Here is a 24,367-nt window from a genome sequence, read left to right on the forward strand (position 1 = left end):
TAAAGAGTCTTAATCAGGCACGTTATTAAAAAAGGAGGGAATAGGAGAATGTACTGCAAACAACTTTACATTCTCTTTTTCCCTTAAATCACATCCTTAACAGTACCTCTTGAAACTAAATCAAGGAAGGTTTTCAGGTGGAATATTACTTTAAGAGAATGTAATTATGTGGTTTATATCAGTTTTTCTTCCTTATTTATGGAAGGAAGAGAAGTAGCCTGATCTCTTTTTTTTCTAATTTTCTCAAAGAGTTGTTTTAAAGTGTCTTCGTTACTCTTCGTGAACTCGAAAGGTGAACTTGTGAAAGGTTCGAAATGCACCGGCAGATCGTCGAGCCTGTAGAAGGTTCCGTCACACTCCATAGCATCAATGACTCCAGGAAGTACGACATCCGAAGCAGACACTGTCGGACAGGGAGCAATGTCCATGCAGACCATTGGAATTTTGGCAAGGTAAGCCGCACAATCTGCAGGGATATGGGATACAAGATCAGCACACATAACAAAGGCTACATCTACGTCCTTTTCTCTAAGTACGTCCACGGTCGTGAATTCTCCTGGGTTATAACGTGGGTGTCCACGCATAAAGTCAAGCCCGAAGGGGTAGCCGTACATGTAGGTAGCTACCTGGTTAAAGCCTGCAACGTTGCAGTGACCTCGAATAGCTCCAAGGGTGAACTTGGCGTAGTTATTCAGTTCCTTTACGAGATTCATGGCAATTTCGGAGTTCCTGTACTTCCCCATTGAAGAAGCGAGTCCGAGCCCCACTATAATAGCTCCGAAATTGCAGCTCTTCATCATATCGAGCATCTCTTCCATAACAGGAATGGGAACTCCTGTAATCTCTTCTACTGAGTGATGTGGTGTTTTTCCATGAAGTAAGGTTAGAAGTGCACTTATCAGTTCAAAGTCCGAACCAGGTTTTAGTTGAACATGCAGGTCGGAAGCTTGAGTTGTAGGGGTTTTTCTAGGGTCTACAGTGATAACTGTCCTGTCAAAACGTCCGCGTTTTGTCCAGTAACCTCTCGGGAAAACAGCATATCTTGACATCTGTCTTGGCATGGATTCAAGAGGGTTTGTTCCCCAGTAGATTATAAGGTCCCCCCTGTTCTTTTTCTGCCCTTCGGTTGCACCGACTTTCCCAGCTTCCTGGATTCCCATAGCTGTCGGCCCGTGACAGACAGTAGCATTGGAGTCAACAATTGCACCAAGGTATTCCCCTATCTTGAGCCCTATTTCATGCGCTTCGCAGGAAGTCTCACTGCCCATGAAAAGCAGGGGACGCTTTGCCGAAACAAGGATATCGGCAGCTTTCTCAAGAGCTTCATCCCAGGCAGTAGGGGTCAGTTTTCCCTCAACTTTTATAAGAGGCTGCCTGAGTCTGTGGGAACTTACAATTTCCTGGAATTTGGCATTTCCCATCTTACATGCATTCTTTGCTTCAATTTTTCCGTCTCCGAACTCAACCTGGATGTCATCACAGGCTGCCCCACAGACCGGACAGATTATGTTTTTGTGAATCATACTCACTCCCCTCCGATATAAACTTTCAATACTACATCTTCTGCACTAAGAACCTCTTCATCAGTGGGCTCAATTGTTACTGGAGCACCCTTATAGAGAGGTGAACCCGTAGAATGGGTGTCGGGATCGATAATAACATTTGACCAGATGGCCCTTAGCATAAACACCTGCCCTGGCTGGACTGCATCCGTACATTTCGTATAAACTACAATTGAATGCTTTCCATTCTCGCTTGTTACTTTTACTTTAGAAGGAGAGCAGAGCGACACAAAATCCAAAGGCGAAATCCAGCACGATGCACACTCCATGGTGTACTCATCCGTGAACTTGTTACCCCCTTTGGCAAGCTTGCCTTCATTAATCGTACTTCCTGTAAGGAGTATTACTTCCATGCTTCTCACCTCAAAGTTCAGGGTTTATGTCTGCAATTACGTAAAGCGCTCCTTTTGCCCGCTTGCTAATTGCATAGTCTCCTATGAATTTCTTGAATTCGCCTATTAGCTCAGTCTCACCGGATTTGACACTATTTTCCATAGACACAAATTCAAAACCAGGGGAGAAACGCTCAATTTTACCCCCTATGACTATGGTGCCTCCTGCCATTTCGGCGCCTACTCCACGAAGAGCGTTTCCTTTTACGAAGATTAGCCCTCCGTTCTGGCGGATTCCGCAGAAGCTTTCAACATTGCCTTCTACAAGAATTTCGCCTCCATCCATGCCGCCTCCTAGCTGGTGGCGTGCCGAGCCTTCTATAAGGATCCGTCCACCTTTCATGCCGTGCCATTTTCCTCTGTAAGCACAGCCCACGTGGTCTCCGGCATTGCCTTTAATATGCAGGAGTCCGCCTGTCATTTCCATACCTGCCCAGGAATCCGCATCTCCGTAAACGACGATTTCTCCTCCTTTCATCCCTGTGCCTACGTGCATTCCAGCAGAACCCTCAATTTCGATTTTTCCTGCGCTCATGCCTTCACCAATCCTTTTGACTCTCATTGCGTCACCTTTTATGCGGATGAAGGTCTCAGCTGCAGAACTACCTGCGTTGCCTGTCACTTCAAAAAACTCAGAGAGAGGATAAGTCCTTGGCCCCTGCCAGACTTCCAGGTTTCCGATTTCTTCGGAGTTTTTACCTGCAAAGGAATCAGGAGTTATAACATCTGCTTCCAGTTTTATGTCAATCTCTTTTTTAGGAACAAGCGTTACTTCTTCCGTTTCTCCGGTAATTTTGCCGGTAAATGATTCAGGTTTTGTAAATGATTTAGGTTTTGTAACTTCTTCGAGATTACTCTCTGTCTCTTTTTTATGAGTAAGGACTCCCTCTGTCATGCTTTCACCTCTCACCGTTAACCTGTATGGGAGTCGGGTTTTCCAGGTACTTCTCTGGAGTCGGATAGTTGGCAAAACCTACGGTGTAATACCTGAACCAGTCCTTAACATCGACCAGCATTTCCTTTTCCCGTTCGTCCTGTACGTGTACGTCGGAATAGTATGTACGCTTCCCAGGCAAAGAGACAACCTCTCCTTTTACAACCACGATTTCTCCATCCTTTACGGTGTACTCTGCCTTCCTGAAAGTTCTGAGAAGAGCTTCGTAGTTGTTTGCGTCAAGCTGTTGCGGATTTATGTTGTAAACTGTGACATCTCCATCAGCACCCACGCCAAGTGAACCTTTCCTGTGTGCCATTCCAATTGTCTTAGCAGGGTTTGCTCTGGTAAGGATCGCAAGGTCATAGAGTGAAAGTTCCCGGTTTATGCCTCCAAGTGTACTTCTATCGTTTGCCCATTTGTGGCATTCGCTGAAGGTCTGTTTCCTGAAAGCCTCGGACATGATCCAGGTCATAACCTCCGGATACTTCGTAAACGGCCCACCATTGGGGCTGTCCGTGGTCATAATTGTCTTCCAGGGGTCATTGATAAGTAAAAGACATTCAAGTCCCATCGCCCACTGCAAGCTGTGTACAGGGTTTGACTTGTAATAGGTAAACGGAAGTACACCTGACCCGCACTCCATTTCTACGTCGGTGTTTGACCATTTGTTACCTGTAAGTGTGTAAAGGTCATGAATGGCAGGTCCGTCTCCTGTCATAACTGTAGCTTCTCCGAAAGGAGTGCATCCACTGTCGGTCACTACGTGATCTTTATTGTTGATGTAGTCTGCAACATACTTTATTCCGGACTCACAGTCTGCCCAGGTTGTACCTGCAAATCCATTGAACATCAGGTGGGACAGGTAAACGGAACGGTTCCTTGAAGGATCTATTTTGGTTTCGGCCCATTCCACATCCATATCCTGTCTGGTCTTTACTCCATCCGAAATTTTAAGAGAATCTTTAGTAATTGCATAGCAACCAGGGTGTCCCAGGTTATTTGCATGCAGGTGAACAGGCATAGGCATGCCGAGAAGTTCGTTGATTTCGGTTAGCCCTTTAATAATCTCTCTTGGAGTAATTTCAAAATGGATGTTGGCCTCATCTAATGAGCTGACATTTTTACCCCAGCTCCAGTTTTCAACTCCTGCAGGGTTGACACATTTTATTCCGTAAGCCTTGTGAGTTTTCATCATCCAGGCCACATAGGCAGCAGCCTTTTCCATATCCCCTTCCCTGAGATAGCGCATCATAAAAAAGTTGTTTCCGAGTACCAGATACCCACCCATGTCAAGGAGCGGAGTAGCGTGCATCTCTTCATGGGTATGGCGTGCTTCAAGAGGGGGAATTGCAGCTTCAAAGACAGTTGTATAGCCCATTGTTGAGTAATCGTATCCCTGTTTGTAGACCGAGGGAACAGTATAACCTGAACCTGAATGGGTAAGTGAGGTCTTCTGGAGATTTGCTTTATAATGGTCTTCAGGACGCATTGCCCTGCCGGCATTAACCTTTGCACCTGCAACGTGAGAGTGGGAGTCAACTCCACCAGGCATGATTGTCATACCGGAAGCATCAATAACCTTTATATCTTTCATTTCGGCTGCAGAAAGCTCTCTTACAACTTTTCCGTCCTTGATGAAGATATCCATAATTTCCCCATTTATCTCATTGAGGGGATCAAAGACGTATCCGTTCTTGATTGTAATTGTTCCTGCCATTTATTTCACCTTTTTTTTCACAAGCTTGATTGCATCAACAGGACAGATCATGGCGCAGGCTCCATCTGCCCCGCACAGGTCCTGGTTTACTACCGAAATTTTTCCGTCCTTAACCTCAAGAAGAGCTTTTTTATCCATGTCATTCAGGTATCCTGCAGCAAGCTCACGACTATGGAGAGCATTTACAGGGCAGACAATCACACAATTTCCACAGCCCAAACATGCGTCTTCATCCGTTTCCAGGCAGGTGCGTAGTATAGCGTCAGGAACAGGGATTTCAAGCACTTTTTTCTCAAGCACACTCTTTTTCTCCACATTCGGGAGAATTGCAGTTTTTCTGACATCAATGGCGTTAACAGGGCAGGAAACTGCACAGGCTCCACAGTAAATGCAAGCATCCGGCCTATGACTTATTTTTTCAACTCGTTCTCCGGGTTTAGCTTTTTTATTGAAAATGGCATTTGTGGGACAAACTTCCACACAGGTGTGGCAGGTCTGGCAGACATTCTCATCTCTGGTCCAGCGCCCTTCAAAGGGTTTTTCCACGGAAATGGCATTCACCGGACAGACTGCAACACACCAGCCGCAGTGGATGCAGCGCTCCAAATCAATGTTGGTCTTTCCGACAAGCTTCAGTTTTCCGTCCTCTGAAATTTCACGAGTTACCTCAATACAGCCTCTGGGACAGATTTCCTCACAAACCCCGCAGTGAACGCAGTTTTCATTTACTGACGTGGGTTTCATTGCCTTGAAAAGATAAGACATATCAGTGAGGGATTTTCCTTCCTGTTTCAATTCAAGAGCACCTGTAGGACAAACTTTTGCACAAATTCCACAGGCAATGCACTCTTCACTCTTCTTAATTTCCAGAAAATCCGCATCTACCACCCCTCTTACTACAGCCCCCACAGCCCCTATGGCCAGGTTACCTTTCGGGCATGCCTGCACGCAGGTTCCGCAGCCAATGCATCTTTCCGGGTAATAGATTAGCTGCTTGCCTTTTTTTTCGGCAAAGACAGATAATCGCATATCATTTTGCATTTTGTTGCCTCTCAACGTCTCTCAACGTTATTCTTTGCAATCGCCGCATAGCAGCTCGTTATCATGTTGAATGAACATTTCTCCACAGCTTTCACAGCACTGGATTCGCTTTTTTTTGCGTACCGGAACTTCTACATCCACAAATTTCCAGGAATACACTTTTTCTCCTGCTTCCAGGAGGATTGGGACAACTTCCACATGAGGAAGCTTTTCAGTATTCAGGAACCAGGCGTGAAGTTTAGGGTAATCTTTTGTTTTTTCAGGGTCGAGAATAATTCGGATCCCTTTTACGTTGTTAGCTCCTTCAGGTGCCTGTTTATTTACCGTGACCGCCATTTTCCCAAAGTTCATGATCTTTAACCCATTGTTTCCGATGGTAGCTCCGGCAAGGATCTGGAATGGGTCAGGCATGCAGCTTTTCGTTTCGCAGGTCACATATATGCGTTCTCCATCCCGGACGTCGAGCTCCCGCCTTGCGATATTGAGCATCTGGATACCGATTAACGCCCCTGAAGTCAGGAAGCCGTGAAAGGGAATAACCTTTTCAATCTGTGAAAGCAGTTTGGGGTCTTTTATCTGCTTCATGATTGCTTCCATAGTTTCTTTCTCTAATTGCGAGTTTTTATGCAATGTATAAACCCCCCATGGGTTCAACTGATATTATTATTGAACATGAGCGTAGGATAGGATATTATGGCTCTAATTATATAAGTGCTATAATATATAATTATCGTTGAACGTTATCCATCCTCAATTAAGGTCTGTCAGTGGGTTGTAGAAAGTCGCATATCTTTGAGTTATAGAAAGTCACATTACAAAAATCTCTATAAATATCCAATATTCAACTCTTTTTTCTTGACTTAATCTCCAGATGATCTGGATTTTCATATTTTTCAACCGTTATGTTCACTTAAACATAACGGTTTATATAGTTTGTATGCTTTCATGATTATTGAGGATCACAGAAGAGAAAATCGTGTTAAATCTCAAATCCCCAAAATCATTCCGGTGTATGTATTAGATAAAGGCAAAAAGTCGAAAAATCAGCCTTTGAACCATCCACCTATGAGCCCCCAACTTTATTCATAAAGAGAATGTAGTCAGCGAAAATTATTCTCTCTTCCAGAAACCTGTCTATTATTAAGGAAGATAAGTTCATTATTTCACATCCTTGCTCCAAATGAAATATAATGAATTTTCCTAAAAGAGAATGACAGAAGAGGAAATTGAATTTCACAAAAAAGAAGGGTGAGCCTGGTTTGACAAGAAATTCATATAAATTTAGTGTGTTCCATTTGAATGCAAACATTGGGGTTTTGAAACTGGGTGTGTTCTTGTAGTTATGTGATCCTCATTTGATGTTTAAAAATTGTAAATTCAAAAAAAATCACACTTTCTAAGGTGATTCTAAGGTAAGTTTCATTATAAGAGATAACATAATGAAATTATCAACTCTCTTGATAATCGATATAAATTTCAGACAATTTTCTGTTATCGGAAATACTGATTATTCTTAGTTCCATATTCTGAGGACTAATTTTCATTTGTGGACAGCTTATAGGTAAATTAATAATCAGATTTGCATATATGTATTTCTGAAGCAAAACTATTATTTATACTAATATATATAACAAAGCCTTATTATATATACATAAACTATATTATCAAGTAGAACAGAAGTGAATAAGCAAGTCTTCATTATGAATACTTGAAGGAGGAGCAAGGAAATGAAATTAAGTGCACGTAATGTTTTAAAAGGCAAGGTTAAAAAGGTCGTGACAGGTGCGGTCAATTCTGAAGTTATAATAGAATTGCCTGGCGGAGCAGAAATGACTTCCATCATCACAAAGGCCTCAGCTGAAAGTCTTAAGCTAAAAGAAGGAAGCGAAGTATACGCAATCGTTAAGGCTTCAAATGTGATGATCGGTATAGATTAATCCTCAATTTTCGTTTCATGCTTCGTGCATGAAAATTGATACATAGCGTCATTCCACTCTGCAGAAGTTCGTTATAGTTGCTCAGTTTTGTTAGAGGTAGCCTAAAAAGTTAAGTGTAATGTACGTTTGCAGAGTGCGAAATAATTTTATTTCAATTTGTGTCTTTAGCAGGATTTTATTTAGTTTGGATTTGTTTTTATACTCAATTTACATAATCTAGACTACTTCCAAAACTTAGACTCAACTTTTATAATCTGGATCACTCTGCTAAAAAAGTTTTCCCTATAATATCTGATTAAATGAGCATCTAATTGTCTATTCATCAGATTATCCCGAAAATAAAAGACATGATCATTATGTTGGACAAGGTATGGTTTCCTTTATCTCTCACGCTCTGGATAGCAACCATATCATCTATTCTAGTCCTTTTCAGTGGTGTAGTAATCGCTTATATATTTGCAAGGCGTGATTTCCGGGGAAGAGAGCTTGCAGAACTGTTAGTAACACTTCCTCTAATTCTTCCACCCACAGTGATTGGTTACCTTCTTGTGATCCTGGTGGGAAAAAACGGGTTTCTTGGCCATCTCATTTACAGTTTTTTTGGCACAGGGATCATGTTTACCTGGCAGGCAGCAGTCATTGCGGCTTATACAGTTTCTCTTCCTCTTATGGTGAGAGCTGCCCAGGCAGCTATTGAAGCCGTAGATAGAGAGCTTGAATATGCAGCCTATATCCTTGGAAGAAGTGAAATTGAAACTGCTCTCCTGATAACATTACCTCTTTCAAAAAGAGGCATACTGGCAGGATTGGTACTCAGTTTTGCAAGGGCTGTCGGAGAATTCGGAGCAACCCTTATGCTTGCAGGGAATATTCCGGGTAAAACAAATACAATGTCAATCTCAATATACAGCGCATTTCAGGCAGGCAATGATGAACTTGCTCAGACTCTGGTCCTGATCCTAATTTTTATATCCCTGCTGGCTATATCTCTAACCGGACGATTCGTAGGAAAATTAGAGGTATAATTTTGGGCGTTAAAATTGACCTTAAAAAACAGTATAATGAAACTGACCTCAGTAGAAAAAGAAGAATTAAGAAATCCTTTACATTAGATGTCAGTTTTGAAATGGAAAACGAACTTGTCGTGCTTTTTGGGCCTTCAGGATCAGGAAAGACCACGTTATTTAAATGTATTTCCGGGATAACGGATCTTGACGAGGGAAAAATAACCGTAGGGGATAAAGTTTATTTTGATAACGAGAAAAAAATCAACCTATCTATCCAGAAACGCAATCTGGGTTATGTTTTTCAGAATTATACTCTTTTTCCACACATGAGTGTAAAAAAAAACATAGAATGTGGACTCAAGGGTTGGGGAAAAGAAGCGAGGGAAGAGAGAGTTCTGGAAATGCTGAGTCTTCTTCATATTGAGGAGTTAGAAACCCGATATCCATCCCAGCTGTCAGGTGGACAGAAACAGAGAGTTGCTCTGGCAAGGGCACTGGCTCCCAAACCGGAAATTTTACTTCTGGATGAACCCTTCTCTGCACTTGATCTGGAAATAAGAACCAGACTTGCAGAAAAAATAAAAGACTTGCAAACTAAAATTGGAATACCTGTGTTGTTCATCACTCACAATCTGGAAGAAGCTTTTCAACTGGCTGACAAGATTCTTGTCTTATACGAGGGGAAAGCTCAGCAGTTTGGAACCCCGGAAGAAATACTTTATCACCCTGAAAATCTGCATGTGGCAGAATTAGTTGGAATTTCCAACATTTTCGACGATGCTTATGTTAAAGAGTGTGATAAAGAGTCAAAAAGCATAGTGTTAAAAAGCGATTCTCTGAGTTTAAGGGTAAAAACTCGAAAATTCAAACCTGGAGATAAAGTTTCCTGGGGAATTCATCCTGAGAACATAACTCTTTTACCCAATTCCAACTCTGAAAATCAAGATGATAATACTTACTCTGTCCGTATTAACAATATAATCAATAAAGGACCAAAAAAGCGCATTACACTTACACTTGTTAGATGCAGCAAGACTCTGACTGCAGACGTCCCTGCACAGTTTGTTGATTCTCTGAAACTGCATGCAGGTGATATATGCCTGGCAAAATTGGAAATGACTAAAGTAGTAGCATTCCACAAATCATAAATCATAACTCAATAAATAACACTAAACAATAGGCAGTGTACAAGTTTTTCTGTAAAATTACAAATTTTAATATGTTTTTGAGTCAAAAATTCAAGATAAGTAAATGAATTTCATATGTCATGTCCAAAAAATTGATCTTGAATTTACAGCAAATTCGCGACACTGCCTAACAATAACAATAACAATAACAATAACAATAACAATAACAATAACAATAACAATAACAATATTTAGATATGTAAAAAAACTTCAACATTTGGCTGGTTATTTATAAGGGACGTACTGACAACGGAGTAAAGCATTGTGATATAAGCATTATGATATTATTTTTTGGTATGCTATTACATCTAGCAGTTGTCCAAATTTCTCTCCTACTTCTTTATAATGTGCACATTTGCTAAATCCGTTTCTTACAAATAAATTAATACTCTTAGAATTTTCCCCGCATATTGTCGCAATAAGTACGTGAATATTTTGCTTTTTTGCAACATCTTCAATAAACTTAACAGCCTGGCTGCCTATACCTTTACCGATGTAATTCGGCTTTAAGTATACAGTTACTTCAGCAGTTCCATCGTATGCTTCACGTTTTTTGTACTGGGTCAATATTACATATCCATCAATTTTATTAACAGATTTTATGACAAAAGTTTTATATTTAGGGTTTTCAAAGAATACCAATTCTCGCATTTCATCTTTTGAGAAAGCATGCGCGTGAAAGGTTACATTTGTGTTGAGAACATAATGGGTATAAATTTCCAAAACATCATTCAGATGTTCTTCCTTTATTTCCTCAAAAATAACTTTGCACATTTTGATCTGCCTTTAAAAACTTAATTTTCTTGTATTAAAAAGTCATTCAATCAGATTGGATTATTTTAAAGGTTTCCTGATAGTCGTTATTATTCCAAGTATGTAGGCCAATCCAACCTAATACTAAATATTAACTATTATACCAACATTATTCGTGAAATTTAAAATTTGAGACAAGCACGAGGAAATACCTGCAGTTTTGCCTTATTCTTATGAAATTCACAAGAAAGCAGACATGAGTATGAGAATTGTTTAAAAAAATCTCAATTCAATATTGGTGGTCAGCCAGCTAACCAGAACATATCTTTTATTCAGGAGAGCGTAAAAGCGTAGAATTCAAGCATAGGCCCACAACTTGTTCTTACTGTAGGGACAGTACTAATAATATAATCGATAAAGGGTCAACGTTTGGCAAATTAGAAATGGCTAAAGTGAGTGGCATTCCATAATTTTAGACCATAAATAACAGAATTTGGATATAAAACAATCTCTATACTCAAAATTTGCTTCTTTGGATCTGGTATTTTGGTGATTACTTAAATTCTTCTAATGAAAGCAGTTTCAAAAATCCTATTGATTTAGGTTAAAGCAGTTTTAGGGATCAGTTTGTTTTCTGAGTTTTTCGTTTACTTCAGTCACTGGATTCTGAAAGAAATTATCAATTTTTACGATCCCATCTAAAAATCTCAGCATTTTTCATGCAGACTACTCATCCATAAATCATTATTGAGTCAAGTCTTACAGTACCTATTTTTGTCCAGTATTCGCAAGTGCTACAATACTGAGTTTCACCATCGGAGTGCAATTTCAGTTCAGAATGGCATTTTGGGCATATTTTGAGATGTTTCATGAATAGAACCCCTATCTTCTTCTCTTTGCTGATGTATGGAAACATATTTCCTTTTAATATTATAAATATTTTATTGAATAAGTGTAACATAAATTGAGCAGAAATTTCACACAGTGCAAATTATATGTCAGGTTTCTAAAAAGGACGAATGAGTTCAGTATAAAATAAGGTCAATAATTCCTGTCATTTGTAGCCCTATATAAAGCATTATGATTATAAAAAAATGCTTCAAATGCTCTGGATTCATAAGGTGAGCAATTTTCGCTCCGTTTTTTGCTGCAAAAAACGCCGGAAACGCAAGTAAAATCCAATTTAGAAGATTTACATATCCAACAGAATAAGGAGGAAGTCCGGCCTTTCCCCAGCCATTGATTATATACCCGACAGATCCGCTAAAAGAGGTAAAGATTATTACTGCGGCTGAGGTTCCTATGGCTTTTCGCAGATCTAAATGAAGAAAAATTAACATGATTGGAATTCCAATAACTCCACCCCCAAGCCCCAAAAGGCCGGAAAAAAAGCCTATGACAATACCTGAAAAAACATAAGAAAATGAATTGGAACTGATATAGTTCTTTTCTGTAACAGCTGGGGTTAAATAAGTTCTAATTGCACCAATCAGAACTACGATTCCGAATATTTTGCTAAGGGTAGAAGCCGGTAAGTAAGAAGCTAGTGCTGCTCCTGCAAAACTGAAGATTGATCCGAAAACTCCTATTATTGTTGCCTGTTTCCAGAGTACTGCATTTTTTTGATGGTAAATGTGAGCAACATTTATAGCGTTTAGCAGAACCACAAAAAGAGTTGTCCCAAAAGCTATCCTTATTGCGATGTCATGCTGAAGCCCGGTCTCCTGCAAAAGCCAGTACTGAACAGGAGACATGATAAAGCCTCCACCGATACCAAGCATACCCGAGACGATACCCGTAAAAAATCCTGTGAGAATCAGGACACCGAGATAAAGAGGGTCTGTAGGAGTCATTTCCAGTCAAGTATGGTTTATTTTATGATTGCCTTGGGTCTTGCTATTTTCCCTATATAAGAAGAAGTTTGTCCTTTTTTCCTCAGATATGCATTAATCTGTAAGTTGATTAAAGTTTGTGTTTAATGTCCGTATCCTGCCTTGCTTTTTGTTGTTATTTAACCCAAATTTGACAGAATTTATTAATTGGCAAAGTATTTTTCTACAAAAAACGTGTAGTATTGACGCAGAATTTTTTGGAAAAATGAAAATAGCAAAAAATCGAGAACAATGTACGGAAACCTCAAATGTAGGGGAAAACAGGGGCATGAAGCTCCTTTTTCATTTTAATTTTTATTTTTCTGTCAAATTAGGGATTTAACATGGATTTATGCATTTTTTGTTTTCTCGCAGGTTATTTCGGAATACAGGTCAGTAGACAAAGGGATATTTAAAGAAGAAATGCTTCCAGCTGAGAGAATAAATTTTACTATATAGCCAATATTCTTTTTTCACTCATATATTGTATCTGTTCTTGTATATTGTCTAAATCGAATAACTATATATAAGTTTGTGAATTATGTTTCCAAACCTTGAAACGCGAATGAGTAAGACAGAGGAATAGAAATTAAAAAAATAGTACATATTTCAGACATCCACTTTTCAGAGGCATATTATTTGCCTGAAATTGCAGATTCCATGCTTGAAAACATAAACCGGAGCTCTCCTGATATTGTAGTAATCACCGGTGACCTGACAGAAAACGGGCTTGCAGCCGAGTATAACGGTGCAAAAAAATTCATTGACAGGATTGGATGCAAAAACAAGATAATAGTTCCGGGGAACCATGACTCCAGAAATGCCGGTTACCTCTTTTTTGAGGACCTTTTCAAAACCAGATCAACCTCTGGGCACTTTGGAGAGGTCACTATAGTAGGGATTGACTCTTCCCAACCGGAACTTGACGAAGGACACATCGGAAGGGAAAATTACACCTGGATAGAAAACACTTTTTCAGTAAATAGTTTCAAAGTTTTTGCCCTTCATCATCACCTTATTCCGATTCCAAAAACTGGCAGAGGAAATAATGTACTTGTAGATGCAGGCGATGTTCTGGAACTCCTGGACCGTTCAGGTGTGAACCTTGTGCTCTGTGGACACTGGCACATTCCCTGGGTTTGGAGATTAAATGACATGCTTGTAATCAGTGCTGGAACTGTTTGTTCTTCCAAAGTTCGTGGAAAAATATCTCAGTGTTACAACTTGATTGAAGTTGATGCACCAGAATCCGATTGCAAGCGCTGGCACCTGAAAGTGTATAGAGTTTTCTCTAAAGGAGAAAAAGAGAAAGTTGTTGATAGTATAATATAATAAACAAATAAGTTATATATAAAAGAAAAACAAATTATATATAATAACAAAATAAGTTGTAAAAACAAACTAAACTTGAAAAACAAATTAACTTGAAAAACAAATAATCTTAAAAGTAAAATAAGTCGTAGACTCAAATAAACTTGAAAAACCAAGCAATTTATGAAAACAAATAAACTTGAGAAACAAGTAAACTTGAAAAATAACGCACTTGAAAAACACCACATCTAGTATTCGAGAAATATCTCGTTTCCTTTCCTGAAAAAACTGAAAATATAGAAGATACTTAAACATATTTACATTTTTTTACTTTAATATCCGGAGCAACAGGTGTAAGCGATATTTATTGCAAATGCAAGAAGATTTGCATGTAAGAAATAAACGACTTTCAATCAATATATGTATCCTTATTTTATAACCAACTGTTTACATAATTTGTAAAATTTGTTGGATTTTTCAAAAATATAAGAAAGTCACAGGCTTTAATTAAAGGTGTTAGAAGATAGTATAAGCATTGAGTAGGAAATCTCATGGTACGTGCACTAAAGGAGGAAAAATGTATACTTCATTAATAATTTTGCAGCATGCAGATATTAACACAATCCTTCCTTATATTGATTACTTTGCAAAAGAGTATCACTTGAGTAAAGCCGATGTAATAAGAAATGTACTTTATCAATACTTTGGATATCAAGCACCAGAAAGATCCTCAAAACAAAGAGAGCAGGAATGCAGGAAAGAAACTAGTTTGCGACTGAGTCTACAAAATCAGTATATTCCAGTTTTTTTAGATATAGATTTCAAGGTTAAGTATTTAGATACTAGTTCGTTCAAAAGTATGACAATTGTTGTTAATATATTAAATAAGTTTTTTAATTCTGGAATTACACTTAAAGTTTTGACTAGAAAGCAATTAAATCATAAATTAAATCCTCAAATTAACTCTAATTTTGAAGATATCCTTACTGAGACTTTCCGTCATCCGTGGAATTCCGTTTATAAATATGACATGAAGCTTCTCCATAACTTGAACTTCTTTAAAAAAATAGCTAGAGGAAAGGTTACTATGAAGAGAAGAAGTGGGATTACAAAAAACATAGATTATTTTTTCAATTCTACGCCAAAATGCTCTCTGAATCGTTCTCGGATTCTTCAGAGAAAATCACTACTCCATCAAGCAAATTCATAATTTTTGAGGGACTCAATACCGTTTTAAAAAAACATATTATTTTATCAGGTATCATATGACCCCAAAAAAGATATCTATCTCTTAGCTTAATCTTTCTTTGTATGCATTTGACTTTTTTTGGTAAGACTTAATTATTTTATTCCTGTTTCTCAATTATCAATCCATTTTTTATCGATGTGAAAGCTTAAATATCCTCTGACTTCTGTTATCGATCCGTTATGGCTATAACACTCATAATCATGGTCGAAGCTTTCTTTATTAAGTTCTGCCCGCTGACAGAGATATTCCGCTTATGTCAATGTGCTTCATTCTTATTGGAGTTTGATTTCTTCTTTGATTAACTTTTCCGATTTCATCTCAAAAACAATTTCATCCGGCTATAAACAAAGGAAAATGGTCTTTTAACAGTTTCAACAGGTTGTAAACAAAGGAAAATGATCTTTCAACAGTTTCAACGGGTTGTAAACAAAGGAAAACGGTCTTTCGACAACTGTTCATTTCATACAATTCCCTTATTATTGTTGACTGGTCAACAATTTTGATACGACCCATTTATTATAAATAGTATACTAATCAACTAATTTTCCAAAAAGTTTGTATCATGCTGAATTACCATGAGTGAAAATAATGAATGAGGAAGAAACACCTATCCAGTGGATTGAGGATATTGACAAAATTGCCGCACTGATCTCGTTTACGTATCGCTCTGTCCAGAAGCATTTTGCAAAAGAACTTGCTCCTTACCATATAGGATGGGGACATTTCTCTATCCTGATGTCTCTATATTGTCAGGAAGGCCGAAGTCAGGACAGCCTTGCACAGTCCAGAGGATTTGACAAAACAATGATTGCAAAATCTATTCTGAAACTGGAGAAAGAAGGCATTGTATACCGTATAACAGACCCGGAAGATAAACGAATCAAAAGACTCTACCTTACTGAAAAGGGTAGAAAACTAAAACCTGAGATGCGGAAGATAGGCTTTGAAATGAATTCTCTTCTGCTCAAAGGTTTTGACTCGGATGAGCTACCATCTGCTATCGAAATAGTTAGAAAGATTGCATTGAATGCAGCTCAACTCTAACAAACACACGTCCACCGATACAGGTAAAAATCGCGTCATATGTAAATTTTTTAAAATGATTTTCACATTTAAACCGAATATTTCTGTTAACCACTTTATTCAAGGATCAAACATGCAAAACATACTTTCAGTCCAATCTCTTATAAAGAAATTTGATGATTTTACAGCCGTAAAAAACATCAGTTTTAATGTGGAAGCAGGTTCAATTTTTGCTTTTCTAGGTCCAAACGGAGCAGGCAAATCCACGACTATCAAGATGCTCACAACTGTTTTGAAGCCCACATCAGGAGAAATTATTATCAACGGTTTCAATGTTCTTAAAGAACAGGATAAGGCGCGTGCATCTTTTGGGATAGTCTTTCAGGATCCCAGTCTTGATGACGAGCTCACAGCTTATGAAAATGTTGTCTACCATGCAGTTGTCTATAAAGTACCTAAAAAAGAAAGAGCAGAAAGAATTCAGAAAGCTCTGGAAATTGTTGGACTTTGGGACAGGCGGGAAGACTATGTTAAAAACTACTCAGGCGGCATGAAACGCAGACTTGAGATTGCAAGGGCTCTTGTCCATTATCCGAAAATTCTTTTCCTCGACGAGCCCACAGTTGGCCTGGATCCCCAGACTCGAAACTCTATATGGGATCATATCAAAAAGTTGAACGAAGAAAGAAACATGACAATTTTTTTAACCACGCATTATATGGAAGAAGCCGAAGCAATTGCGGATCAGGTAGCAGTCATTGACCATGGAAAAATCATAGAATCGGGAACAGTTGAAGAGATTAAAAGGCAGACCGAAACCGAATCTTTAGAAGAGGCTTTTCTGAAATTAACAGGAAGGAATATCCGCGATGACAATGGGACAAGTAGAAAGAGAATGATGCGAGGTATGGGGAGGATGAGATAATGATTGAGGTTATTTACGCTCTCTGTCTGAGGCAGCTCAAACATTACTGGCGTTCCAAAGCCAGACTTATAGGCACTCTAGGGCAGCCAATGCTTTTTCTGATTGCCTTTGGATTTGGGTTCGGTCCTATGTATTCCAAGGTTAGCGGAGGAGCAAATTACATCGATTTTCTTGCTCCAGGAATTGTCACTATGGGAATTCTGTTTACAGCTGTCTTTTCCGGCCTGGAAGTAATATGGGACAGGCAATTCGGTTTTCTCAAAGAAACTCTGGTAGCTCCGATCTCAAGAACGGAAATTATGATAGGAAAAACATTTGGAGGCGCAACTATAGCCATCATCCAGGGCTTAATCATACTTATCTTGACTTCTATTCTTGGATTCAGGGTTCCCAATATAACTAGCCTTGTCATCGGGTTAATTTTTATGTTTTTGATAGCCATTTTCTTTACAGGGATCGGACTCACTATAGCTTCACAAATGAAAGATATGCAGGGTTTTCAGATGATATTGAACTTTCTAATCATGCCTATCTTTTTCCTTTCAGGCGCTCTCTTTCCTCTAGAAAACTTGCCTCCTGCAATTTATTTCATTAGCAGGATTGATCCGCTAACTTATGGAGTTGACGGCCTGAGGGGAGCCATCACGGGTATAAGCACTTTCGGCGTCTCCAGTGACCTTGCATTAATAGGCTCGCTGTCAGTTATTATCTGTTTGATAGGCGCAGTGCTTTTTTCCAGGATGGAAGCATAAGCCATCCGGAATTACTTTCTTTTCATTAGCTTTAAAGTACTCAAGAAGGTGAATTTAATGAGTGAGATTGACTGGGATACCCCGGAAAGTGCTAAAATTTATGATCAGAATTGTGACCACCAGTTTCAGAAAGGTCAAACACTGATAAGAATAATGAAAATTAAGAATGGAGATTCTGTACTTGATATCGGCTGCGGGACAGGAAGGCAGGCTTTAAATGTCTCGGAAATTATTGGGCAGTCCGGCAAGCTTACTTGTATTGACCCCTCCTCATATAGAATAGAACTTGCAAGGAAAAAGTTTGGCGTTAATTCTTCCAATAACATCTGTTTTCTTGTGGGACAGGCTGAAGATCTTAGTTCCATACCTGACAACTCAATCAATCACGCCTATTTCTGCTCTTCATTTCATTGGGTTGATGACAAGAAAATCGCTCTCAATGAAACATATCGGGTGCTTAAGCCAGGAGGCAGTGTAGGCATGACTACACTTGATAGAGACAGTCCTAATACAATGAGAAAGCTTGTGGATCCTATTCTGGCAAAATATAACATTACCAGGAACTTTGAACTGCATAAGGGCATTAACAGAGTCAATGCAGTTGAACTCCATAATCTTCTGTCTGAGGCAGGTTTTACCTCTATCTCAATCGAATCAAGGATGATACCAAGGCAGCATCGTTCGCCAGAAGAATTTTTGAAGCGCCTGGAAGAGAGGGATAGTTCAAGGAACTTGTTGACGGATATCCCAGACGAAATTAAAGAGAAGATCAAACAGGAGATCTACGAAGAATATATTAAGATCCAAAACTCGACCTTTGCTGAATCTGGTATTGTTACGTTATTCGCAATTGCAACAAAACCCAACGAGTAATGGTGATATATGCGTCTTCGGTTAAGTGAGGAATCGTGACAAACTACGTCAATTTCTTCAACATTTGTCAAATATTTTAATAAATTCTGAGCTATAACAGAATATCGAGTTCATGTAAATAAGCCAAAGTTTAAGGCTGGTTTCTAATGCAAAATCGATAGCTTTCAGACAAGAAAATTCTTTAACTGATGACCAATGAGTATAATTTGAGTTCAAAGTTTTACCCTTTTGTAAAAAAATCTCTTCACTATTTCAGCTGTAAGAATATATATTCCTATTATAACTCCAATTAACAGGATAATGGAGATCGGAAGAGGCTTGAAGCCAAAAGGTGTTGCAAAAGGAGTTAGTGGAAAACAAAGCGTAACTATTACTATAAAGAGGGTAGCTGCCAGGAGATACTTTCCAGGTTTGCTTTTGAAAAAGGGTCTTCTGCTCCTTATTACCAGGACTATCATGGATGCAGAAATAACAGATTCTATAAACCAGCCAGTTCTGAATTGCTCTACCATACCTGGGAATATAAAAAGCAGGATACCGAAGGTCATGTAATCGAATACCGAGCTGGTAATGCCAAACACTATCATAAATCTGCGGATAAAATCTACGTTCCAGCGACGAGGGTTTTCAACCAGTTCCTTATCAACAGAGTCAGTGGCTATTGTCATCTCAGGGAAATCAGTTAATAAATTGATTAGCAGGACTTGTGTGGGCAGTAAAGGAAGAAAAGGCAGGAAAAGTGAAGCTCCTGCCATGCTAAACATATTTCCAAAATTGGCACTTGTAGCCATGAAGACATACTTCAGAGTGTTGGCAAAAGTTTTTCGTCCACCTTTTATACCTTCGACAAGTGCATTCAGGCTCTTTTCCATCAGCACGATGTCTGCAGCTTCTTTGGCAACGTCTGCAGCACTATCTACCGAAATTCCCACATCGGCTGCGTGAAGAGCACTTGCATCGTTAATGCCGTCCCCAAGATATCCGACAACTTTCTCACAATTCTTAAATGCTATGATAATGTGTTCTTTCTGGTCTGGTTCTATCTCGGCAAAGACATCAGTGTCGTTCACTTTTTTTATCAGAGTTTCCTTATCCATCCGAGCAATTTCGCTTCCGGTTAGAATTCTTGAGCTTTCAAGCCCTACCTCCTGGCTAATACTGGCAGCTACAAACTTATTGTCTCCAGTAATAATTTTCAGAGATATTCCAAGCTTTTCCATGCTATCTATCGTTTTAGCAATATCCAGTTTTGGCGGATCATAAAAGGCGAGGAACCCAAGAAAAGTCATTCCTGTTTCTTGCTCTTTTTTGATAGTTTTTTGCTGGCCCATGTCCTTATAAGCAAGTCCCAGTGTCCGAAGTCCTTTTCGACTAAACTCTTCAAACTTTTGTTCAATTTGTCCCTTGACTTCAGAGATCTCTACAACTTTTCCAGGTTCGGTTTCTGCTACTGAACAGACTTCAAGGACATTAGGAAATGCGCCTTTAGTAATCATTACGCTACTGCCATTTTTTGAAACAAGGATGCTTAACCGTCTGCGGATGAAATCGTAAGGAACTTCATCCAGATTTTCGTACTGGGACACATCTGCTTTTTTCTCTGCAAGGATTGCCCGGTCGATAGGGTTCTCAAAGCCTTTCTGGTAGTAGGCATTAAGAGTAGCATAAAGGAGAATTTTTTCACTCTGATCTCCTTTGAGATTTTGAAATGAGTGAAGTTTTAGTTCCCCTTCGGTAATAGTACCTGTCTTGTCAGTACATAGAAGGTCCATACTACCGAGATTTTCAATTGAAGCCAGCCTTTTGACAATTACTTTATTTTGAGCCATTTCTCTTGCTCCGTGTGAAAGGTTAACTGCTATTATCGCAGGTAAAAGCTGGGGAGTTAGTCCTACCGCAAGAGCAAGAGAAAAAAGAAATGAGTCAAGTAGAGGACGCTGAAGATATATATTGATTACAAAGATGGCTGTTACCATAATCACTGTAACTCTTACTAGAAAATTGCCAAAGCGTGAAACACCTTTTTCAAATTCGGTTTCCGGGATATTTTGTTTTAATGTCTCGGATATTTTCCCGAATTCTGTTCCTTTCCCCGTAGATACGACCAGTGCTTTCCCGCTTCCACTGGATACGCTCGTTCCCATCCAGAGGGAGTTTGTACGCTGTGCGAGAGCAGTTTCTGCTTTCAGTACCCCGGTTGACTTTTCTACAGGATAGGTCTCTCCAGTAAGAGTAGATTCGTTAACAAAAAGTTCTTTTGATTCCAAAATCAGGCTGTCTGCAGGGATCATATCTCCTGCATGGAGAATAATTATGTCTCCTGGCACTACTTCCTCAATAGGGATTTCCTTTTCCTTTCCATCCCTGAGCACGGTCGTTTTTACCCTAACGGTGTTTAGCAATTTTTCAAAAGCGTCTGCTGCTCCTTTTTCCTGCCAGAAACCCAGCATACTGCTAATCAGAATAATAGTTACGATAATCACAGTGTCTGTAACATCACCGAGAAAAGAAGATAATCCTGCTGCAAATAATAGAATTATAGTAATCGGACTTTTGAACTGAGAAAGCAAAATTTTAATGGTGTTGAACCGGTTTTTTGGTTTAAGAATATTGGTTCCATATTTCGCGAGCCGTTCAGTGCTCTCGGAACTTTTAAGACCTTCATCCGTTGTCTGAAGCCTCTGTAGCATCTCCGATGCTGGAACACTCCAGAACTCAGATTTCTTCTCGCTATTAGTCACTGAGACTCTCCGTATTAGCTGTTATTAGCTTTATTATGTTACAGCTTATCGATTGCTTATTTTGCAGTTAGCATTTAATTTAGCAAAAACCTTAATTTAGCACAAATTTTAATTTAGCAAAATTTTAATTTAGCAAAGTTTTCTATTTTGAGATAAGTTAATTACGGGGGAGGCCTCAAAGTCTCATAAAATGATTCAAAGGTAGGTTATTTTAAACAATAGTTATCTCCCAGATATTATAAGGATAGCTAGAACGTTCGATAAGAGAATCCTTATCCTATGAAAAATAAACACGGATTTGAAAATCCAGAGGAGATAATCGGTAAAATGATCTGTGAGAAGACTTATAGTGGGAAAGATAGTGGGAAAGATGGTGGGAAAGATAGTGGGAAAGCAAATTGGAATTTACTCAACATTTGATCTTTTGTATCGCCTGTTTTTGTATTATATACTAGACTTTCATGTACTGGATTTCAAAGTGGTTTTAAGTCTGCGAAATCATCTCAGGATACAACATAATTAGTATTTTAAATTAATTATCTAAAGCAGACTTTAAACAAACAATGCTTTGAGGTTAAAAATTTCAAAGTAAATACACAGTCCGATATTAAGTAAGTATTAATATTATACAAATTCCTTTATAAATTCTCCAAATAATATCTTTGACTTCTCAAGTCCTTCATATATTCCCTCTAAACAGTCTGCAGAACAGCCTGGTTTTCCTATCTTAAGCGTGTCTATAAGTAAGTTATATTCGTTCTGTAAGTTCTGTATCTTTGTGGTTTGATTCTCTTTCGAACTGAATAAGTCAAATTTTTCTATATGATCTCCAAAGTTATACTTTGCGATATCCAGACCTTTGTTTACTCCTTCTTTAAAATCTGAATAAGCCAGTTTTTCCTTGTTTTTATCAATTAAGTTACTAAACTTTTTAATAGTATGTTCAATCTCTTGCGTATCCAGATTTTGCCCCCTTGCTTTTAGATTAAACATTTAATGCAGTAAGAAGAAGTTTGATTCCATTTATTCGTTTATTATTTTGAGAAATGATAAACAATGCAGGTCTATAAACAAACTAACTTATATATTTTAAGATATATAATTTCTTTGAGTAGTTTATCCGAAAAAAGAAATTACGTTATTAAATATGTTTATTGTCTCTTAATAACGAGCTTATATATTCTTTTTTTGAACGTCAGGATATTTATAAATCTAATTTGATATATTAACAAGTTATTATTGGCGACAGTTTACACAAAAAACCATAGCTATACTCTAGGGAAGAGTACCGTGGCTAAAGAGGAAGATCATGATGAAAATGACAGCTTAAGACCACTTGGGAAATGCAGGGTTTTTACTTCGTGATCTCTTCTCATTACTCTGACAGGAGCCCTTCTTGTAGGATTTGTTTGATGACTTCGGATACTTTGCAGAAAACTGCTACAAACACAACTATAGTATTTTCCAGTTAATGAACTATGCTTTTTTACTGGAAAGGGTACCATGCTACCCAAGAGTACATATATCCTGCCTTTAAAGTCACCAGTCAATGCCATTATACCATCAGCGCTCACCCGGACTTCATAATAATATCTAATGGGGCCTAGCAATGACAGAAACTGAGCTAAATATTATCCTTTTAATTATAGGCTCACTGGTTCTTTTTCTCGGAGCCGTTTCCAAGCTTATCAGGAAGTGGAACTTTTCACAACCTTTTATAGCTTTGATGGTGGGCTTTCTACTGAGCTCATTTGAGCTTGATATTTTTAGTCCGGGTTTCTGGAATCACTATATATTGCAAGAAGCTGCCAGAATATCCATTGCAATTGGTGTGATGGGTGTTGCACTAAAAGTCTCTTATACCTATACTTTCAAAAACTGGCGGTCAATAGCACCCATGCTAACGATAGTAATGGCTTTTATGTGGATAATAAACAGTATGCTTGTTTACTGGATTTTGGGGTTCAGTTTTATAGTCGCTCTTCTCGTGGGTGCAATTATAACTCCAACAGATCCTATTCTTTCAGCTTCCATTCTAAGCGGAAGAGTTGCTGAAAAGAATATTCCTGAAAAGCTGAGGAACTTAATCTCAGTAGAATCAGCTTCTAATGATGGTCTGGGTTATCCTTTTGTACTACTTCCTATTCTCTTGATAACTTACAGACCTCAAGAAGCACTAAGCTACTGGTTTATCCATACAATTCTCTGGGAAGTTGTCGGTGCTGTAATTTTTGGAGCCATAATCGGCTATATTGCCGGATACTTGTTTAAAATAGCTCTGAGCAAAAGGACTATTGATGAATCTTCTTACGTTACTTATACGCTGGCTCTGGCTTTGATCGTACTTTCCAGCATAAAGTTATTAGGAGCTGATGGTATTCTTGCGGTTTTTGCTGCCGGAATTGCTTTTAGTACCACATCAACGGTAGGACAGAGGCTTGATGAAGATCGTGTTGTGGAAGGTATGGATCTCTTTTTCACAACTCCTATATTTACCCTGCTCGGCCTGGTCGCACCATGGAAGGAGTGGATGAGTCTTGGATTGGAAGGCTTACTGGTATCTTTTTTAATACTATTACTTCACCGAATACCTATTCTGTATCTTATTAATCCTATTGTACCCAATATTCGAAGTAATCTGGATGTACTTTTTGCGGGCTGGTTTGGTCCCGTTGGAGTAGCAGCTTTTTATTATTCCCAGTTTTCAATGATACAAACTGGAAAAGAAGAACTCTGGCCAATTGTCAGTCTTGTAATATGTGTTTCTGTTATACTTCACGGGATAACTGCGACTTATTTTACAAAGCTCTACGGAAAATACTCAAGAAAGTCAGGAAATGAGTAATTTGTATTTTAAAGACGTTAACAGACTCTTTATACATGTTAGTTTGTACATGTTAGGAAGAAGACTGTTGTTTATCTGATGCGGTAATAATTTATATTATGCCACAAATATATTTATGGGAAAATACATATTTCTGGGAAAATACATATTTCTGGAAAAATACATATTTCTGGAAAAATACATATTTCTGGAAAAATACATATTTATGGGAAAATATGTATTCATGAGAGGATACGTATTCATG

21 protein-coding genes are annotated in these 24,367 nt (G+C 38.5%); 11 read left to right on the forward strand and 10 right to left on the reverse strand.

Annotated elements, in window-relative coordinates:
* Positions 1-173: 173 nt before the first annotated feature.
* From MSBR3_RS00910 to MSBR3_RS00935, 6 genes are read right to left on the reverse strand one after another with little or no spacing between them, the layout of a single operon-like run.
* Entirely contained in the window at positions 174-1,523 is a 1,350-nt protein-coding gene (locus tag MSBR3_RS00910) for a formylmethanofuran dehydrogenase subunit B (protein ID WP_048105795.1), read from the reverse strand.
* 2 nt (positions 1,524-1,525) lie between these two features.
* Positions 1,526-1,915 (reverse strand): molybdopterin dinucleotide binding domain-containing protein, encoded by a 390-nt coding sequence (locus tag MSBR3_RS00915; protein WP_048105796.1) that lies wholly within the window; start codon positions 1,913-1,915, stop codon positions 1,526-1,528.
* A 10-nt stretch (positions 1,916-1,925) separates the two neighbouring features.
* Complete coding sequence (locus MSBR3_RS00920; RefSeq protein WP_080942157.1) at positions 1,926-2,849, reverse strand: formylmethanofuran dehydrogenase subunit C; 924 nt, start codon at positions 2,847-2,849, stop codon at positions 1,926-1,928.
* 4 nt (positions 2,850-2,853) lie between these two features.
* Positions 2,854-4,608 (reverse strand): formylmethanofuran dehydrogenase subunit A, encoded by a 1,755-nt coding sequence (locus MSBR3_RS00925; protein WP_048105798.1) that lies wholly within the window; start codon positions 4,606-4,608, stop codon positions 2,854-2,856.
* Positions 4,609-5,649 carry a 4Fe-4S dicluster domain-containing protein gene (locus MSBR3_RS00930; RefSeq protein WP_048105799.1) on the reverse strand — a complete coding sequence of 347 codons (1,041 nt, stop codon included), beginning with the start codon at positions 5,647-5,649 and terminating at the stop codon, positions 4,609-4,611.
* Between the two features lie 27 nt (positions 5,650-5,676).
* On the reverse strand, positions 5,677-6,279 hold the full coding sequence (locus tag MSBR3_RS00935) for an FmdE family protein (RefSeq protein WP_048105800.1): 603 nt from the start codon (positions 6,277-6,279) through the stop codon (positions 5,677-5,679).
* Between the two features lie 1,097 nt (positions 6,280-7,376).
* Here MSBR3_RS00935 and MSBR3_RS00940 point away from each other — a divergent pair.
* From MSBR3_RS00940 to MSBR3_RS00950, 3 genes are all read left to right on the forward strand, one after another.
* Positions 7,377-7,586, forward strand: coding sequence for a TOBE domain-containing protein (locus MSBR3_RS00940; RefSeq protein ID WP_048105802.1), 210 nt, complete (start codon positions 7,377-7,379; stop codon positions 7,584-7,586).
* 347 nt (positions 7,587-7,933) lie between these two features.
* Entirely contained in the window at positions 7,934-8,611 is a 678-nt protein-coding gene (modB, locus tag MSBR3_RS00945) for a molybdate ABC transporter permease subunit (RefSeq protein ID WP_048105804.1), read from the forward strand.
* Positions 8,612-8,613: 2 nt separating this feature from the next.
* Positions 8,614-9,741 (forward strand): ABC transporter ATP-binding protein, encoded by a 1,128-nt coding sequence (locus MSBR3_RS00950; protein ID WP_048105806.1) that lies wholly within the window; start codon positions 8,614-8,616, stop codon positions 9,739-9,741.
* Between the two features lie 315 nt (positions 9,742-10,056).
* On the opposite strand, the gene MSBR3_RS00955 is transcribed toward MSBR3_RS00950, so the two are convergent.
* Both MSBR3_RS00955 and MSBR3_RS00960 read right to left on the reverse strand, forming a co-directional pair.
* A complete protein-coding gene (locus tag MSBR3_RS00955) occupies positions 10,057-10,554 on the reverse strand; it encodes a GNAT family N-acetyltransferase (protein ID WP_048105808.1) in 498 nt (165 codons plus the stop codon).
* Positions 10,555-11,558: 1,004 nt separating this feature from the next.
* Positions 11,559-12,386, reverse strand: coding sequence for a sulfite exporter TauE/SafE family protein (locus MSBR3_RS00960; RefSeq protein WP_048105810.1), 828 nt, complete (start codon positions 12,384-12,386; stop codon positions 11,559-11,561).
* A 624-nt stretch (positions 12,387-13,010) separates the two neighbouring features.
* Between MSBR3_RS00960 and MSBR3_RS00965 the strand changes: the two genes are divergently transcribed.
* The 6 genes from MSBR3_RS00965 to MSBR3_RS00990 all read left to right on the forward strand — a co-directional run bounded on the left by MSBR3_RS00965 (position 13,011) and on the right by MSBR3_RS00990 (position 18,537).
* The gene (locus MSBR3_RS00965; RefSeq protein WP_268989133.1) at positions 13,011-13,736 is read left to right on the forward strand and encodes a metallophosphoesterase family protein; all 726 of its coding nucleotides are present in this window, start codon (positions 13,011-13,013) and stop codon (positions 13,734-13,736) included.
* A 556-nt stretch (positions 13,737-14,292) separates the two neighbouring features.
* Entirely contained in the window at positions 14,293-14,925 is a 633-nt protein-coding gene (locus MSBR3_RS00970; RefSeq protein ID WP_048105812.1) for a hypothetical protein, read from the forward strand.
* A 627-nt stretch (positions 14,926-15,552) separates the two neighbouring features.
* A complete protein-coding gene (locus MSBR3_RS00975; RefSeq protein ID WP_048105814.1) occupies positions 15,553-16,008 on the forward strand; it encodes a MarR family winged helix-turn-helix transcriptional regulator in 456 nt (151 codons plus the stop codon).
* A 112-nt stretch (positions 16,009-16,120) separates the two neighbouring features.
* On the forward strand, positions 16,121-16,912 hold the full coding sequence (locus MSBR3_RS00980; RefSeq protein WP_048105815.1) for an ABC transporter ATP-binding protein: 792 nt from the start codon (positions 16,121-16,123) through the stop codon (positions 16,910-16,912).
* Positions 16,912-17,664 carry an ABC transporter permease gene (locus MSBR3_RS00985; RefSeq protein WP_048105816.1) on the forward strand — a complete coding sequence of 251 codons (753 nt, stop codon included), beginning with the start codon at positions 16,912-16,914 and terminating at the stop codon, positions 17,662-17,664. Before MSBR3_RS00980 ends, MSBR3_RS00985 begins: the two co-directional genes overlap by 1 nt.
* Positions 17,665-17,721: 57 nt before the next feature.
* Positions 17,722-18,537, forward strand: a complete 816-nt coding sequence (locus MSBR3_RS00990; RefSeq protein WP_048105817.1) for a class I SAM-dependent methyltransferase — start codon at positions 17,722-17,724, stop codon at positions 18,535-18,537.
* Between the two features lie 212 nt (positions 18,538-18,749).
* On the opposite strand, the gene mgtA is transcribed toward MSBR3_RS00990, so the two are convergent.
* Positions 18,750-21,278 (reverse strand): magnesium-translocating P-type ATPase, encoded by a 2,529-nt coding sequence (gene mgtA / locus MSBR3_RS00995; protein WP_080942160.1) that lies wholly within the window; start codon positions 21,276-21,278, stop codon positions 18,750-18,752.
* 279 nt (positions 21,279-21,557) lie between these two features.
* Between mgtA and MSBR3_RS19760 the strand changes: the two genes are divergently transcribed.
* Entirely contained in the window at positions 21,558-21,698 is a 141-nt protein-coding gene (locus tag MSBR3_RS19760; protein ID WP_155396627.1) for a hypothetical protein, read from the forward strand.
* 204 nt (positions 21,699-21,902) lie between these two features.
* Here MSBR3_RS19760 and MSBR3_RS01000 read toward each other — a convergent pair whose 3' ends face one another.
* Entirely contained in the window at positions 21,903-22,271 is a 369-nt protein-coding gene (locus MSBR3_RS01000; RefSeq protein WP_048105818.1) for a hypothetical protein, read from the reverse strand.
* 616 nt (positions 22,272-22,887) lie between these two features.
* Here MSBR3_RS01000 and MSBR3_RS01005 point away from each other — a divergent pair.
* Positions 22,888-24,123, forward strand: coding sequence for a cation:proton antiporter domain-containing protein (locus MSBR3_RS01005; RefSeq protein WP_048105820.1), 1,236 nt, complete (start codon positions 22,888-22,890; stop codon positions 24,121-24,123).
* Positions 24,124-24,367: the final 244 nt, after the last annotated feature.

The sequence above is a fragment of the Methanosarcina barkeri 3 genome (assembly GCF_000970305.1).
GTDB lineage: Archaea > Halobacteriota > Methanosarcinia > Methanosarcinales > Methanosarcinaceae > Methanosarcina > Methanosarcina barkeri_A.